Origin of the sequence: Streptomyces sp. W16, assembly GCF_033194735.1 — a bacterium.
GTDB lineage: Bacteria > Actinomycetota > Actinomycetes > Streptomycetales > Streptomycetaceae > Streptomyces.
The window spans coordinates 1-13,952 of record NZ_JAWOAI010000257.1 but is presented as its reverse complement, the minus strand read 5'-3'; the positions used below and the strand labels follow the sequence as shown (position 1 = coordinate 13,952).

17 protein-coding genes and 1 pseudogene are annotated in these 13,952 nt (G+C 70.8%); 7 read left to right on the top strand and 11 right to left on the bottom strand.

What is annotated here, in order from left to right; translation table 11 throughout:
* Positions 1-135: pseudogene (locus R6V09_RS29685) on the top strand (ABC transporter); the annotation flags it as partial.
* 171 nt (positions 136-306) lie between these two features.
* Here the strand turns inward: R6V09_RS29685 and R6V09_RS29680 are convergent.
* Positions 307-1,029 (bottom strand): transglycosylase family protein, encoded by a 723-nt coding sequence (locus tag R6V09_RS29680; protein WP_317884532.1) that lies wholly within the window; start codon positions 1,027-1,029, stop codon positions 307-309.
* Between the two features lie 505 nt (positions 1,030-1,534).
* Between R6V09_RS29680 and R6V09_RS29675 the strand changes: the two genes are divergently transcribed.
* A complete protein-coding gene (locus tag R6V09_RS29675) occupies positions 1,535-2,323 on the top strand; it encodes a hypothetical protein (protein WP_317884531.1) in 789 nt (262 codons plus the stop codon).
* A 37-nt stretch (positions 2,324-2,360) separates the two neighbouring features.
* Positions 2,361-2,756 carry a hypothetical protein gene (locus tag R6V09_RS29670; protein ID WP_317884530.1) on the top strand — a complete coding sequence of 132 codons (396 nt, stop codon included), beginning with the start codon at positions 2,361-2,363 and terminating at the stop codon, positions 2,754-2,756.
* 90 nt (positions 2,757-2,846) lie between these two features.
* Here the strand turns inward: R6V09_RS29670 and der are convergent, their stop codons facing one another.
* The 6 genes from der to R6V09_RS29640 form a co-directional block, all read right to left on the bottom strand.
* Positions 2,847-4,322: a ribosome biogenesis GTPase Der gene (gene der, locus R6V09_RS29665; RefSeq protein WP_317884529.1), complete on the bottom strand. Its 1,476-nt coding sequence runs from the start codon at positions 4,320-4,322 to the stop codon at positions 2,847-2,849.
* Positions 4,323-4,397: 75 nt separating this feature from the next.
* Entirely contained in the window at positions 4,398-5,099 is a 702-nt protein-coding gene (locus R6V09_RS29660) for a lysophospholipid acyltransferase family protein (protein WP_317884528.1), read from the bottom strand.
* Complete coding sequence (cmk, locus tag R6V09_RS29655) at positions 5,057-5,752, bottom strand: (d)CMP kinase (protein WP_317884527.1); 696 nt, start codon at positions 5,750-5,752, stop codon at positions 5,057-5,059. The genes R6V09_RS29660 and cmk overlap by 43 nt, the downstream gene beginning before the upstream one ends.
* A 112-nt stretch (positions 5,753-5,864) precedes the next feature.
* Positions 5,865-6,950, bottom strand: coding sequence for a prephenate dehydrogenase (locus R6V09_RS29650; protein ID WP_317884526.1), 1,086 nt, complete (start codon positions 6,948-6,950; stop codon positions 5,865-5,867).
* A complete protein-coding gene (gene aroH, locus R6V09_RS29645) occupies positions 6,947-7,315 on the bottom strand; it encodes a chorismate mutase (RefSeq protein WP_317884525.1) in 369 nt (122 codons plus the stop codon). Before aroH ends, R6V09_RS29650 begins: the two co-directional genes overlap by 4 nt.
* A gap of 97 nt (positions 7,316-7,412) precedes the next feature.
* The gene (locus tag R6V09_RS29640) at positions 7,413-7,841 is read right to left on the bottom strand and encodes a YidB family protein (RefSeq protein WP_317884524.1); all 429 of its coding nucleotides are present in this window, start codon (positions 7,839-7,841) and stop codon (positions 7,413-7,415) included.
* Between the two features lie 177 nt (positions 7,842-8,018).
* Here R6V09_RS29640 and R6V09_RS29635 point away from each other — a divergent pair, with 177 nt between their 5' ends.
* From R6V09_RS29635 to R6V09_RS29620, 4 genes are read left to right on the top strand one after another with little or no spacing between them, the layout of a single operon-like run.
* Positions 8,019-8,687: a hypothetical protein gene (locus R6V09_RS29635; RefSeq protein WP_317884523.1), complete on the top strand. Its 669-nt coding sequence runs from the start codon at positions 8,019-8,021 to the stop codon at positions 8,685-8,687.
* A 27-nt stretch (positions 8,688-8,714) separates the two neighbouring features.
* Positions 8,715-9,299 carry a DUF6529 family protein gene (locus tag R6V09_RS29630; protein WP_317884522.1) on the top strand — a complete coding sequence of 195 codons (585 nt, stop codon included), beginning with the start codon at positions 8,715-8,717 and terminating at the stop codon, positions 9,297-9,299.
* Positions 9,296-9,709, top strand: a complete 414-nt coding sequence (locus R6V09_RS29625; RefSeq protein WP_317884521.1) for a Rieske (2Fe-2S) protein — start codon at positions 9,296-9,298, stop codon at positions 9,707-9,709. Before R6V09_RS29630 ends, R6V09_RS29625 begins: the two co-directional genes overlap by 4 nt.
* 21 nt (positions 9,710-9,730) lie before the next feature.
* Entirely contained in the window at positions 9,731-10,474 is a 744-nt protein-coding gene (locus R6V09_RS29620; protein ID WP_317884520.1) for a nucleotidyltransferase domain-containing protein, read from the top strand.
* Here R6V09_RS29620 and R6V09_RS29615 read toward each other — a convergent pair.
* The 4 genes from R6V09_RS29615 to R6V09_RS29600 all read right to left on the bottom strand — a co-directional run.
* Positions 10,400-11,149, bottom strand: a complete 750-nt coding sequence (locus R6V09_RS29615) for a nucleotidyltransferase domain-containing protein (protein ID WP_317884519.1) — start codon at positions 11,147-11,149, stop codon at positions 10,400-10,402. The two genes, R6V09_RS29620 and R6V09_RS29615, sit on opposite strands and share 75 nt — an antisense overlap.
* 3 nt (positions 11,150-11,152) lie before the next feature.
* The gene (locus R6V09_RS29610; RefSeq protein ID WP_317884518.1) at positions 11,153-12,175 is read right to left on the bottom strand and encodes an ADP-ribosylglycohydrolase family protein; all 1,023 of its coding nucleotides are present in this window, start codon (positions 12,173-12,175) and stop codon (positions 11,153-11,155) included.
* Positions 12,172-12,900 (bottom strand): NUDIX hydrolase, encoded by a 729-nt coding sequence (locus R6V09_RS29605; protein ID WP_317884517.1) that lies wholly within the window; start codon positions 12,898-12,900, stop codon positions 12,172-12,174. The genes R6V09_RS29610 and R6V09_RS29605 overlap by 4 nt, the downstream gene beginning before the upstream one ends.
* 171 nt (positions 12,901-13,071) lie before the next feature.
* Positions 13,072-13,952: pseudouridine synthase (locus tag R6V09_RS29600; protein WP_317884516.1), on the bottom strand; the 881-nt coding region annotated here is incomplete at its 5' end.

Here is a 13,952-nt window from a genome sequence, read left to right as displayed (position 1 = left end):
CTGGGCGGGCTGGACGCGTGCGTGGTCGTCGCCGAGCAGCGGCTGCCGCCCGTGCTGCGCGGCCGGGCCGCCCTCGTGTACGAACTGCGGCGCGGGGCGGTCGTGTTCAGCGGCGAGGCGGCCGAACGGGACTAGACGGGAGTGGCCGGGAGCAGGGCGAGGAGACGGACCGGCCCCCGCCGGGTCGACGGACCTGGCGGGGGCGGCGGGAGCGTTTCGACTCGGAAGCCGAGTCGGCTCAGGTACCGAGTCGACTCAGAAGTCGGGTCGACTCTGAGGTCGAATCGGCTCAGAAGTCGGGTCGGCTCAGAGGTCGAGCTGCTGCCCGGGCATGATCAGATCGGGGTCGCCGCCGATGACGGTCTTGTTGGCGGCGTAGATCTTCCGCCAGGTCGTCCCGTGCTCGGCCGCGATGCCGCTGAGGGTGTCGCCCGTGCGGACCGTGTAGTCGCCGCGGGACGTGCCGCGCGAGGCGTTGTTCGTGCCCCGGTCCGGCGTCTTCGCCGCCGGCTTCGACGGGGCGGACTTCTTGGTCGACTTGACCGTCGACTCGGTGGACGACTTCTTCGTCGTCTTCGGCGTCTTCGCCTTGGTGGACTTCTCGGTGACCGTTCCGGAGGAGGCCGCGGGTGCACTGCCGCTCGCTCCGGCCCGGGCCGAACAGACCGGCCAGGCGCCCCAGCCCTGGGCGTGCTGGACCTTGGTGGCCACGGTGATCTGCGCGGACCGGGAGGCCTGGTCGGCGGTGGCCGCGTAGGCCGAGCCGCCGTAGGCGCGCCAGGTGCCGGCGGAGAACTGGAGTCCTCCGTAGTAGCCGTTACCGGTGTTGATGTGCCAGTTGCCGCCGCTCTCGCACTGGGCGATGCGGTCCCACACTCCGCTGTCGGCCGCCGCGGCGTTGCCGGTGGCCGCCAGCACGCCCAGGGGGGCGAGCAGGGCCGCTCCGGCGAGGACCGCCGTCGTCCGCGCCTGACCCTTGCGGTGGGTCTCAGGCGTGTTGTCGCGAGTGGTATCGGCACATTCGGACATGTAGTTCCCTCTCCAGCAACCCGGGGTCCCCCAAGGCGGTTCGCGGCTCCCACGCATCGACGTGGTCCTCGCGCTCCGCCCCGTCCGCCGGCGGCTGTGCTGTTGAACTGGCTTGATCGGCCGGCGGACGTGTCCCGAGCGGTGCTCGTTGCACACGGTGGAGGAATGTACGGACGTGGACGAGCCGGTGTCGACCAACGGCCCGTCGTGCCAGGCCAGTTGACCGTTACCCGAGGTAGCGGCATTTTCCGGCCACCCACTACATTCCCTCATTTACTGATTTTTCGACCAACCGCCCCCTAACGCTGTGACTCGGTTCACGCAACCAACTCCCTTGCATTTCCATGCAGTTGACAGGGAGTGTCCGATTCCGTACCCGGTGTGACCCTGTGCTTCGGTTGGTTGGATTCGGTTCGCTCTGGAGCGTGACTCCCGCCACAGATCGTCCGTTGTCTTCTTCATGAGCCCGGGACCCACCGGGCACCGCATTCCGAGGGAGCCACCCGTGCCGCGCATGCTCGACGTCAGCGACGACGTACGCGCCGAGATCGGCGACGAAGAAGCCGACCGGCTGCTCGCCGGAGACAACGCCCCGGGCAGTTACGACTGCACGTCGTGCCGCACCCAGGGCGACTCCGATCAGGAGCGCACCAGCACCGTCCTGTTCATCGGCGACGAGACCGCCGTCCTCGCCTTCGCCCACGCCACCTGCCTGCCGTCCCAGATCGTCCAGGTCACCGAGGAGCAGCTGCAGGGCGCCGTCCGCTCCATCAGCGGCAACGCGCACGCCCCGGCCGGCACACCGGAGAAGGCCGTACCCGAGCAGGCCGTGCTCGGTGTGACCAGCGGACTCGTCCTGATCTCAGGGGAGTTGCACCCCGCCCTGGTGGTCGAGCCGACCGCGGCCATCGTGCGGCCCGGCTCGACCGGCGCCGGCGACGACTTCCTGCCGCTGCTGATCGAGCAGGGCTTCATGCCGCTCAGCGAGATCACCACCGTGCCGCCGGTGCTGCACGGCTGGTCGGTGCTGCTCGCCGCGGGCCAGCTGCACGCGGTGCTGCAGCCGAGCAGCAACGGCGGCTCCCCGGTGGCCTGGTGGCAGGCGCACCAGGCGCTCCAGGTCACCGACAGCTGGCGGGCCGCCGCCAACAAGCACCAGCAGGTGCTGATGTTCGCGGCACCGGTGGGCTCGATCGGCCGTCAGCCCCGCGAGGACCTGCTGCGCAGCGCGCTCGACAAGGCGGCGGCGAACGGCAAGCTGGTCGGCTCCGCGCTCCCGCTCGCGGGCACCTGAGCCGCATCCCTTCAGGTCACGCGTCGTTTGGACATACGTGCACGCATACGATGTTCCCCGCAGCCGGCCCTACCAGTCGATCCCGTCCTCGCGATCGGACCGGGACAGCACCGGCGGCCCATCGGCCACGCCGATCTACGACCGGCTCTACTCGGAGTGGGTCAAGACCTTCCGCTCGCTGCCGGGTGACCGCAGCGGCGAGGAGGAGCTGGGCTTCACCGCCTTCGGGCACAGCCCGCACAGCACCGGCTCGTTCGGCGGCGGTTCGTTCGGCGGGAGTTCGTACAGCGCGTACAGCGCGGGGGCCTACAGCGCCCGGCAGCAGTCGCAGTGGCAGCGCGTCGGACAGCTCGGTCACGTCGGCCAGCAGCACGGCCACACCGGGATGCACCACATCCCGGCCCTCCCGCCCGGCCCACGCCGAGGCATCTGACGCGGCACGCACACGAGGAGGGCGGCCCCTGTTGAGACAGGGGCCGCCCTCCTCGTCGTAGAACCGGCCGTAATACGGCTGCCGCTGCGGCTACTTCTTCTTGCCGCGCTTCTCGCGCACCCGTACCGAGATGTGGATCGGGGTGCCCTCGAAGGCGAACTCCTCGCGCAGGCGGCGCTCGATGAAGCGGCGGTAGCCCGCCTCGATGAAGCCGGAGGCGAAGAGCACGAAGCGCGGGGGCTTGGTGCCGGCCTGGGTGCCGAAGAGGATGCGGGGCTGCTTGCCGCCGCGGACCGGGTGCGGGTGGGCGGCGACCAGCTCGCCGAGGAAGGCGTTCAGGCGGCCCGTCGGGACACGCGTCTCCCAGCCGGCGAGGGCGGTCTCGATGCCCGGGACCAGCTTCTCCATGTGGCGGCCGGTGCGCGCCGAGATGTTCACCCGGGGCGCCCACGCGACCTGGGCCAGCTCGGTCTCGATCTCGCGCTCCAGGTAGTAGCGGCGCTCCTCGTCGAGGGTGTCCCACTTGTTGAAGGCGAGGACGATGGCGCGGCCCGCCTCCACGGCCATGGTGACGATGCGCTGGTCCTGCACCGAGATGGACTCGGAGGCGTCGATCAGGATGACCGCGACCTCCGCCTTCTCCACGGCGGCGGCGGTGCGCAGCGAGGCGTAGTAGTCGGCGCCCTGCTGGAGGTGGACGCGCTTGCGGATGCCCGCCGTGTCGACGAACTTCCAGGTCACGCCGCCGAGTTCGATGAGCTCGTCGACCGGGTCACGGGTGGTGCCCGCGACCTCGTTGACGACGACGCGCTCCTCGCCCGCCACCTTGTTCAGCAGCGAGGACTTGCCGACGTTCGGGCGGCCGATCAGGGCGATCCGGCGGGGGCCGCCGACCGCGACGCCGAAGGTCTGCTCGGGCGCCTCCGGCAGCGCCTCCAGGACGGCGTCCAGCATGTCGCCGGTGCCGCGGCCGTGCAGCGCGGAGACCGGGTGCGGCTCGCCGAGGCCCAGGGACCACAGATAGGAGGCGTCGGACTCGCCGCTCAGACCGTCGACCTTGTTGGCGGCCAGCACTACGGGCTTGCCGGCCTTGCGCAGCAGCCGTACGACCGCCTCGTCGGTGTCGGTGGCGCCGACCTTGGCGTCGACGACGAAGACGACCGCGTCGGCAGCCTCGATCGCGTACTCGGCCTGGGCGGCCACGGAGGCGTCGATGCCGAGGACGTCCTGCTCCCAGCCGCCGGTGTCGACGACCTTGAAGCGCCGGCCCGCCCACTCGGCCTCGTAGGTGACGCGGTCGCGGGTGACGCCGGGCTTGTCCTCCACGACGGCCTCGCGGCGGCCGATGATGCGGTTGACGAGAGTCGACTTACCGACGTTCGGCCGGCCGACTACGGCGAGGACGGGCAGCGGCCCGTGACCGGCCTCCTCGATGGCCCCCTCGACGTCCTCGATGTCGAAGCCCTCTACGGCGGCGAGCTCCATGAACTCCGCGTACTCGGCGTCGCCGAGCGCCCCGTGCTCGTGGTCCTCGCCGGAGCCGTCGGGCTGGATCTGGTCGTTCATGAAGTCGGTACCTCGTTCATCGTGGTGATCGGTGGAGCCCCCGGAATTTCGGGTGATCCACTACTCAAGTGTCTCTTAGCGCCCGGTGAGGCGCCTGGCATCGTCCAGGTGGGCGGCCAGCTGCTTCTGGATCCGTTCGGTCGCCTCGTCCAGCGCCTTGCGGGTACGGCGGCCGGAGCCGTCGCCCGCCTCGAACGGGTCGCCGAAGACGACGTCGACGCGGGAGCGCAGCGGGGGCAGCGCCTTTATCAACCGTCCGCGCCGCTCCGAGCTTCCCAGCACGGCCACCGGCACGATCGGAGCGCCGCTGCGGACCGCGAAGTAGGCGAGCCCCGCGCGCAGTGAGGCGAAGTCTCCCTCGCCCCGGGTGCCCTCGGGAAAGATACCGAGGACGCCGCCGGCCGACAGGACGTCCAGTGCCCGGGTGATCGCCGTGCGGTCGGCGATCGAGCGGTCCACCTTCAGCTGGCCGATGCCGAGCAGGAAGGGGTCCAGCGGGCCGACGAACGCCTCCTTCTTGATCAGGAAGTGCGTCGGCCGGGGTGCCACGCCCATGACCATCGGGCCGTCGATGCCGTGGGAGTGGTTGACGGCGAAGATCACCGGGCCGGCGGCGGGCACCTTCCAGGAGCCCAGCACGCGCGGCTTCCACAGCCCGTACATCAGGCCGACGCCGATGCGCCGGCCGACCTCGGCGCCGCGTTCCGACGGAACGGCTGGAGCGGTTGGCGCGGTCACTTGGCGGCCCGCTTCTCCCCGACGAGGGTGACGACGCACTCGATGACCTGCTGGAGCGTGAGGTCTGAGGTGTCCACCTCGACCGCGTCGTCCGCCTTGGCGAGCGGCGAGGTCTTGCGCGAGGAGTCGGCCGCGTCCCGCTTCAGCAGCGCCTCGCGGGTGGCCTGTACGTCGGCACCCTTCAGCTCGCCGCTGCGGCGGGCGGCCCGCGCCTCCGGGGAGGCGGTGAGGAAGATCTTCAGGTCGGCGTCGGGCAGCACGGTCGTACCGATGTCCCGCCCCTCCACCACGATCCCCCGCTCCGCGTCGGCGGCCAGCGAACGCTGCAGCTCGGTGATCCGGGCCCGCACCTCGGGCACCGCGCTGACCGCGCTGACCTTGGAGGTGACCTCCTGGGTGCGGATCGGTCCTGCCACGTCCACGCCGTCGACGCTGATCGTCGGGTTCGCCGGGTCGGTGCCCGAGACGATCTCCGCCTTGCCCGCCGCGTCGGCGATCGCGGTGGGGTCGGTCAGGTCGATCCCGTTGTTCACCATCCACCAGGTGATCGCCCGGTACTGGGCGCCGGTGTCCAGATAGCTCAGCCCGAGCTGCGCGGCCACGGCCTTCGACGTGCTCGACTTGCCCGTGCCGGAGGGGCCGTCGATGGCGACAATCACTGCCGGGGCGGTCCGGGCGGCGCCGTTTTCCACGGGAGGACACCTTCCTGGTGCGGTGTGGTGGGAGTCTGCGGGGCGCGATCGTGCCCCGCACAAGGTTACTGGCTCCCCGCACGGCGGATTACTGCCGGATGGCCGGGCGGCACTACTGCCGGATCGCCCACCCTCGCTCGCGCAGCGCGGCCGTCAGAACGGGCGCCGCCTTCGGCTCCACCATCAGCTGCACCAGACCGGCCTGTTGCCCGGTCGCGTGCTCGATGCGTACGTCCTCGATGTTGACCCCCGCCATCCCCGCGTCCGCGAAGATCCGGGCCAGCTGGCCCGGCTGGTCGTCGATGAGGACGGCCACGATCTCGTAGGCGCGCGGCGCGGATCCGTGCTTGCCGGGGACCCGGACCTGCCCCGCGTTGCCGCGTCGCAGCACGTCCTCGATGCCGCCCACGCCCTCCCGGCGCTTGCCCTCGTCGGCGGACTGCAGGGAGCGCAGCGCCCGCACCGTCTCCTCCAGGTCCCCGGCGACATCGGTGAGCAGGTCGGCGACCGGCCCCGGGTTCGCGGAGAGGATGTCGATCCACATGCGGGGGTCGGAGGCGGCGATCCGGGTCACGTCCCGGATGCCCTGCCCGCACAGCCGTACGGCGGCCTCCTCGGCGTTCTCCAGCCGAGCGGCGACCATGCTGGACACCAGGTGGGGCATGTGGGAGACGAGGGCGACCGCGCGGTCGTGGGCGTCGGCGTCCATGACGACCGGTACGGCACGGCAGTGCGAGACCAGTTCCAGGGCGAGGTTCAGCACCTCGGTGTCGGTGTCGCGGGTGGGCGTCAGCACCCAGGGGCGGCCCTCGAAGAGGTCGCCGGTCGCGGCCAGCGGGCCCGACTTCTCGCGGCCGGACATGGGGTGCGAGCCGATGTACGACGACAGGTCCAGGCCGAGCGCCTCCAGCTCGCGGCGCGGGCCGCCCTTGACGCTGGCCACGTCCAGGTAGCCACGCGCCACGCCCCGGCGCATCGCGTCGGCGAGCACAACGGCCACCAGCGCGGGCGGGGCGGCGACGATCGCGAGGTCCACGGGACCCTCCGGCGCCTCCTCCGTACCGGCGCCGAGCGCGGCGGCCGTACGAGCCTGCTCGGGGTGGTGGTCGGCGAGGTGGACGACGACCCCGCGTGAGGCGAGGGCGAGCGCGGCGGACGTGCCGATGAGCCCGGTGCCGATGACGAGCGCGGTCCTCACTGGGCGATGTCCTTGCGGAGGGCGGCGGCGGCACCGAGGTAGACGTGCGCGATGTCGGTGCGGGGCAGGTCGGACTCGATGTGCGCGAGGACGCGGACCACGCGGGGCAGCGCGCCCTCTATGTCGAGTTCCTGCGCGCAGATCAGCGGTACGTCGGCGAAGCCGCTGCCGAGCTTGCGGGCGGCGGCGGCCGGGAAGTCGCTGTGCAGGTCGGGCGTGGCCGTGAACCAGACGCTGATCAGGTCGTCGGCGGTGAGGCCGTTGCGCTCCAGGACCGCGGTCAGCAGCTCGCCGACCCGCTCGTCCATGTGGCCGGCCTCGTCCCTGTCCAGTTGGACGGCGCCCCGGACCGCTCGTACCGCCACTGCTCTGCTCCTCGCTGATGTACAACCCGGCTCTCTGTACAACCAGCCTAGTCAGCCCGCCCGGCAGGGGTGCCCGGCGCCCGCCCCCTGAGACAGGTCACAGGGACTGCTGCCGGACCAGTTCCTCCAGCGAGGCGGCCTGGGGCAGCTGCCCGTCCGGGGTGAGCCTGTCGACGGCCTGGGGCAGCGCCTGCGCGAGCTCGGTCGCGGCCTGGTCCGGGGTGACACCGGCCTGCTGGGCGACCTGCTGCAGGGTCTCGTCGGGCAGCGCCTGCTGGATCTGGGCGCCGGTGACGGACTGGTTCTCGCCGGTGCCGATCCAGGACTGCGCCTGATCGGTCAGCCCGGACTTGGTGAGCATGTCCAGGAGCCCGCCCAGCGGACTGCCGCCGTTGCCGCCACTGCCGCCCGAACCGCCGCCGAGGGACCCGAGCAGCGCGCCCAGGATGTTGCCAGCGGAACCGCCGCTCTGTCCGCCTCCGCCCAGAAGACCGCCGAGAAGGCTGCCGAGATCGTTGCCCGCCATGACGCACGCCTTTCGAGAACGGCCGGCCGCAGGTCGGGGCCCGGCCTCGAACCCTGCCAATGTCACCTGAATCATCCGGTTCCGCTACTTGGGGTGAGATCATCCCCGTATGCCTCTTTACCCACGGCCCCGAGTCCGCTCTCATGGGCTGGTAGCTCGCCTCGGGGGAGGACAGTAATGAAGCGTCCTGGACCACTGCTCACTCTTCTGGCGGGCCTGTTGTTGGGCCTGTTCATGCTGACGCTCAACGTGACGTCGGGGACGAAGACCGCATCGTCCTCGTACAGCGAGGCAACGCCGTCGGTGTCCCCGAAGAAATCGGTGCCCGCGTCACCGACTCCGACCGTCACGCCCAGCCCGACACCGTCGAAGTCGGCCGTGCCGAACGCCAGTTACGCCGGACGCACCGACGACGACACCGCCTCGGTCGCCGTGACGATCCGCGACGGCAAGGCGGTCGCGTACTTCTGCGACGGCCGCTACAAGGAGGCCTGGCTGCGGGGCCCGGTCGCGGACGACGGCACGATGAAACTCACCGCCCCGAACGGCGCCGTACTCGACGGAAAGCTCCAGCAGGGCAAGAAGATCCTCGGCACCGTCAAGGACGAGGGCCGGAAGTACGCGTTCACCGCCGACAAGGCCGTCAAACCGTCCGGCCTGTGGCGCGCGACGGCCAAGGTGCGCGGCGCCAAGATCGACGGCGGCTGGATCGTGCTGCCGAACGGCCGCCAGACCGGCATCGTCACCCGCGACGGCAAGGCCGCCTCCGCACCCCGTATCGACCCGGAGACCGGCGCGGTCACGGTCGACGGACAGCAGCTCACGGCACAGCCCGTCACCCCCTGACCCACCATCCGCCTCAGGGAGCCGATCATGACCGCCGACCCGAACGCCGCCACCCAGTCCTACCCCCCGCGACCGCCCGCGCGCCCCCACGACAGCCCCGCCCGCTACCTGGTCCCGGCCCTGGTAGCCGCTGCGGTAGCCGTCGGACTCGGCGTCTACGGCAAGGTCCACGACCCGGCGGGCACCGCCTTCAACCTCGCCGGCTTCAGCAGCACGGGCGCGGTGAAGTCCTGGCTGGCGACGACCGCGTTCTTCTTCGCCCTCGTCCAGGTCGTCTCGGCCTTCATGGTCTACGGCAAGCTGCCGGGACCGAGCTGGTCGGCGACGCTGCACCGCTGGTCGGGGCGGATCGCGTTCCTGGTGGCGGTGCCGGTCGCGGTGCACTGCCTCTACGCGTTCGGCTACCAGACGTACTCGACACGCGTGATGTGGCATTCCGTCCTGGGATGCCTGTTCTTCGGCGCCTTCAGTGCCAAGATGCTGCTGCTCCGCTCGGAGCGCCTCCCCGGCTGGCTGCTGCCGCTCGTCGGCGGACTCGTCTTCACCGGCCTCACCCTGCTCTGGCTGACATCCGCCCTCTGGTTCTTCCGCACCTTCGGAGTGACTACATGACCGACAGCTCGACGCGCCGCACGGTCCTCGCGACGGGTGCGGCCGCCGCGCTCGCCGCCGGATGCAGCAAGTACGGCGACAGCAACGACTCCTCGGGCTCGTCGTCCGTAAAGGCTTCCGGCGGCCAGGAGTTGGCGAAGACCGCCGACATCCCGGTCGGCGGCGGCAAGATCCTCAAGGCCCAGAAGATCGTGGTGACCCAGCCGAAGAAGGACGAGTTCAAGGCCTTCTCGGCGATCTGCACCCACCAGGGCTGCACGGTGAGCGCCGTCGCGAACGGCACGATCAACTGCCCGTGCCACGGCAGCAAGTTCAACATCGCGGACGGTTCCGTGGCGGGCGGCCCGGCGCCGAAGCCGCTGCCGGCGGAGCAGATCACGGTGGAGGGAAATTCGATCCACCTGGCGTGAGCTGCCGCGTACGCTCCCGGAATGCACCCCGAGTCCCTGGTCCGCGACCACACGATCTACGCCTGCGTGATGGGTTCGCGCGCCTTCGGCCTGGCGACGGAGGGCAGCGACACGGACCGCCGGGGCGTGTTCCTCGCCCCCACTCCCCTCTTCTGGCGCTTCGAGAAACCGCCGACGCATGTGGAGGGCCCGGCCCAGGAGCAGTTCAGCTGGGAGTTGGAGCGCTTCTGCGAACTGGCCCTGCGCGCCAACCCCAACATCCTGGAGTGCCTCCACTCCCCGCAAGTCGAGCACGTCGACGACACCGGCCGTGAACTCCTCGCCCTGCGCGACGCGTTCCTCTCCCGCCAGGTCCACGAGACGTTCACGCGCTACGCGTTGGGCCAGCGCAAGAAGCTGGAGTCCGACATCCGCCTGCACGGAGCGCCCCGCTGGAAACACGCGATGCATCTGCTCCGCCTGCTGATGAGCGCCCGCGACCTGCTCCGCACGGGCACCCTGACGATTGACGTAGGCGACCAGCGCGACCCTCTGCTCTCCGTCAGACGCGGCGAAGTCCCGTGGCCGGAGGTCGAGTTGTGGATGACCCGCCTGGCGACGGAGACGGACGAGGCGGCGGCCCGCACCCCCCTCCCACCGGAACCGGACCGGCGCCGGGTGGAGGACTTCCTGATCCGGGTCCGCCGCGCCTCAGCCCTCCAGCCGGACCCGGACGACGAACTCGTGCAGGGCGTCGTGGGCACCCGGGGCGTCCGGCAGGGCTGACGCCTCCTGTGCGTCGTCCAACTCGCCGTGCAGGCCCTCGACATCGGCCAGCACACGCGCGTGGTCGACGTCGGCGCCCCCGTGCTCCAGCTCCGCCTTCGCCGCGATCAGCTCCGGCAGATACGGGGGTGCGTCGACCTCCCCGAGCAGCGTGGGTAGATGGGCCTGCAGCTCGCCGCTGCGCATCAGATGGATGCCGGTGAGCAGCACACGGAACGTGTAGAGCAGCGGCTTGAGTTCACCGGTCTTCTCGAACAGCCCCCACTGGGTGGTGGCGAACCCCCTGTAGTGGTGGGCGTGATGGCTGGTGAGGACGCCCGGTGCGAGGGCCGCCAACTCCCGGTGGGCGTCGGTGGTGTGCACGACGAGCGGGGACAACAGCTGCTCCAGCACATAGCCGTTGCGCCGCAGCATCAGCCGCACGAACTTGCGCAGGTCGTGGGTGACGAGGTCCATCTCGACGCCGTCCCGCAGCCACATCTTCGACCGTGTCTCGTCCGGCTCGCGCAGGCCGACGAGTTCGGCTGTCGGCAGCAGGTGCACGCCCCTGAGGTCCACGTCCGAATCGCGGGACGGGAAGCCGTAGAGGTGCGCGCCGGAGACCGTGGCGAAGAGCAGGGGGTCGGGCTGCTCAGCCACCACGGGCTTGAGGTCGATGTCCAGAACGTCGATCATCGGTCAAGCGTCCCAGAGGGCCCCGAGCGCCAGCAGCTCGCCCCGGTACTCGATCCGCCCCGCCCACTCCTCGGGCCAGACATCCGCACCGAGGTGCGCGCCCGCGAACGCCCCGGTGAGGCAGGCGATCGAGTCCGAGTCGCCGGATGTGCAGGCGGCGCGGCGCAGGGCGGTAACCGGTTCCTCGACGAAGAGGAGGAAGCACAACAGCCCGGTAGCCAGGGCCTCTTCGGCGATCCAGCCCGCACCGGTGGCCAGACACGGGTCGGTCTCCGGGGAGTTGGCGCGTACCGCGTCCTGGAGTCGGTCCAGGATCTCCAGGCAGTCGTCCCAGCCGCGCGCGATGAAGTGCTCGGGCGTGGGGTCCTGGCTCCGGGTCCACAGGTCGCCGAGCCAGCGGTGGTGGTAGCGGGTGCGGTTCTCCACGGCGTACGACCGCAGCAGCCCGACCAGTCCGGTGGGCTCGGCGCCCTGCGCGAGCAGCCGTACGGCGTGTGCGGTGAGGTCGGACGCGGCGAGTGCGGTCGGGTGGCCATGGGTGAGCGCGGACTGCAACTGGGCCGCGCCGGACCGCTGTTCGTTGCTCAGACCGGGGACGAGCCCGATCGGCGCGACGCGCATGTTGGCCCCGCAGCCCTTCGAACCGATCTGGCTGGCGTCCTGCCAGAGCCGGTCCTCGGCCTTCAGCAGGTTGCAGGCGACGAGGCAAGTCCGGCCGGGGGCACGGTTGTTGTCCGGCGACAGGTACCAGTCCACGAACTCCTCGCGCACCGGCCGCTCCATCCGCTTCGGGCCAAGCAGCCCTCGATCCATGGCAGTTCGCAGCCCCCGTCCCAACGCCAGTGTCATCTGGGTGTCGTCGGTGACGATCGCGGGCCTCGGCAGCTCCATCTCCCGCCAGGGACCGCACTTGGCGAGGATGGAGGGCACGTCGTTGAACTCGGTCGGGAAGCCGAGCGCGTCCCCGAGGGCGAGGCCCACCAGGGCTCCGGTGGCGGCGCGCTTGCGGACGCTGGTCGTGGTCATGCGGGGTTCCCTTCCCGGGTCGGGCGGAGCAGCGGCGGATACAGGGTGGTGGCGGTCCCGGCGCGGTACAGCGCGGCCGGCTTGCCGCGACCGCCGGTCAACTTGGCGCCGCCGAGCACCGGTTCGACGAAACCCGGCGTGGCGAGCACCTTGCGGCGGAAGTTGGGGCGGTCCAACTCGGCACCCCACACGGTCTCGTAGACCTGCTGCAGCTCCCCGAGCGTGAACTCGGGCGAGCAGAAGGCGGTGGCGAGGGAGCTGTACTCCAGCTTGGCGCCCACCCGTTCGTGCGCGTCGGCCAGGATCCGGTCGTGGTCGAAGGCGAGCGGCCCGAGCGCGTCGTACGGCAACCAGCGGGCCTGCGCCGCGTCGCTGCCGGCGTGCGGTTCGGGCGGGTCGGGCAGCAGTGCGGCGAAGGCGACGGTGACGACCCGCATCCGGGGGTCGCGGTCGGGCTCGCTGTAGGTGCGCACCTGCTCCAGGTGGAGCCCGGAGACGTCCGACAGGCCGGTCTCCTCGGCGAGTTCACGCCGGGCGGCCGTCTCCGCGGACTCGTCGGGCTGCACGAAGCCGCCGGGCAGCGCCCAGTGTCCGGCGTACGGCTCCTGGCCGCGCTCGACGAGCAGGACGTGCAGGGCGCCGGCCCGGATCGTGAGGACGGCGAGGTCGGCGGTGACGGCGAAGGGTTCGAAGGCGTACTTGTCGTAGGCCGGTGTTGCGGTCATGGTGATCCACCCCGTTAATAGTCACTTCGACTATAAAGAATGGCCGCGGTCCCGCACAACCCCCGCACTCGACGAAAGCGAGACGCCGAAAACGAAGGGGCCGAAAACGAAGCGGCCGGCCCCGGAGAATTCCGGAACCGGCCGCCACAAGCAGGCCATGAACAGGCAGGCCTAGAGATCGACTTCCTGCATCAGCATGCCGACCTCGGTGTTCGACAGCCGTCGCAGCCAGCCCGACTTCTGGTCGCCCAGGGTGATCGGACCGAAGGAGACGCGGACCAGCTTGTCGACCGGGAAGCCGGCCTCCGCGAGCATGCGCCGCACGATGTGCTTGCGGCCCTCGTGGAGGGTCACCTCGACCAGGTAGTTCTTGCCGGTCTGCTCGACGACCCGGAAGTGGTCCGCACGCGCGTACCCGTCCTCCAGCTGGATGCCGTCCTTCAGCTGCTTGCCCAGATCGCGCGGGATCGGGCCCACGATGTGCGCGAGGTAGGTCTTCTTCACGCCGTACTTGGGGTGGGTCAGCCGGTGCGCCAGCTCGCCGTGGTTGGTGAGCAGGATCACACCCTCGGTCTCGGTGTCGAGCCGTCCGACGTGGAAAAGGCGCGTCTCGCGGTTGGTGACGTAGTCGCCGAGGCACTGCCGGCCCTCGGGGTCCTCCATCGTCGCGACGACACCGGCGGGCTTGTTCAGCGAGAAGAACTGGTACGACTGCGTCGCCACCGTCAGCCCGTCGACCTTGATCTCGTCGTGCTCCGGGTCGACCCGCAGCCCCTGCTCGACCACGATCTCGCCGTTGACCTCGACGCGGGACTGCTCGATCAGCTCCTCGCAGGAGCGCCGGGAGCCGTAGCCCGCGCGGGCGAGGACCTTCTGCAGCCGCTCGCCCTCCTGCTCGGCGCCCGGGAAGGTCTTGGGCGGCTTGATGTCCTTCTTGCCCGCGTACCGCTCCCGGTTGCGCTCCTCGGCCCGCGCGTCGTACTCACGCGAGGTCGCCGGCGCCCAGCGCCCGCGCCCGGTGCCCTGACCCTGCTTGGGGCCGCCCTTGGCAC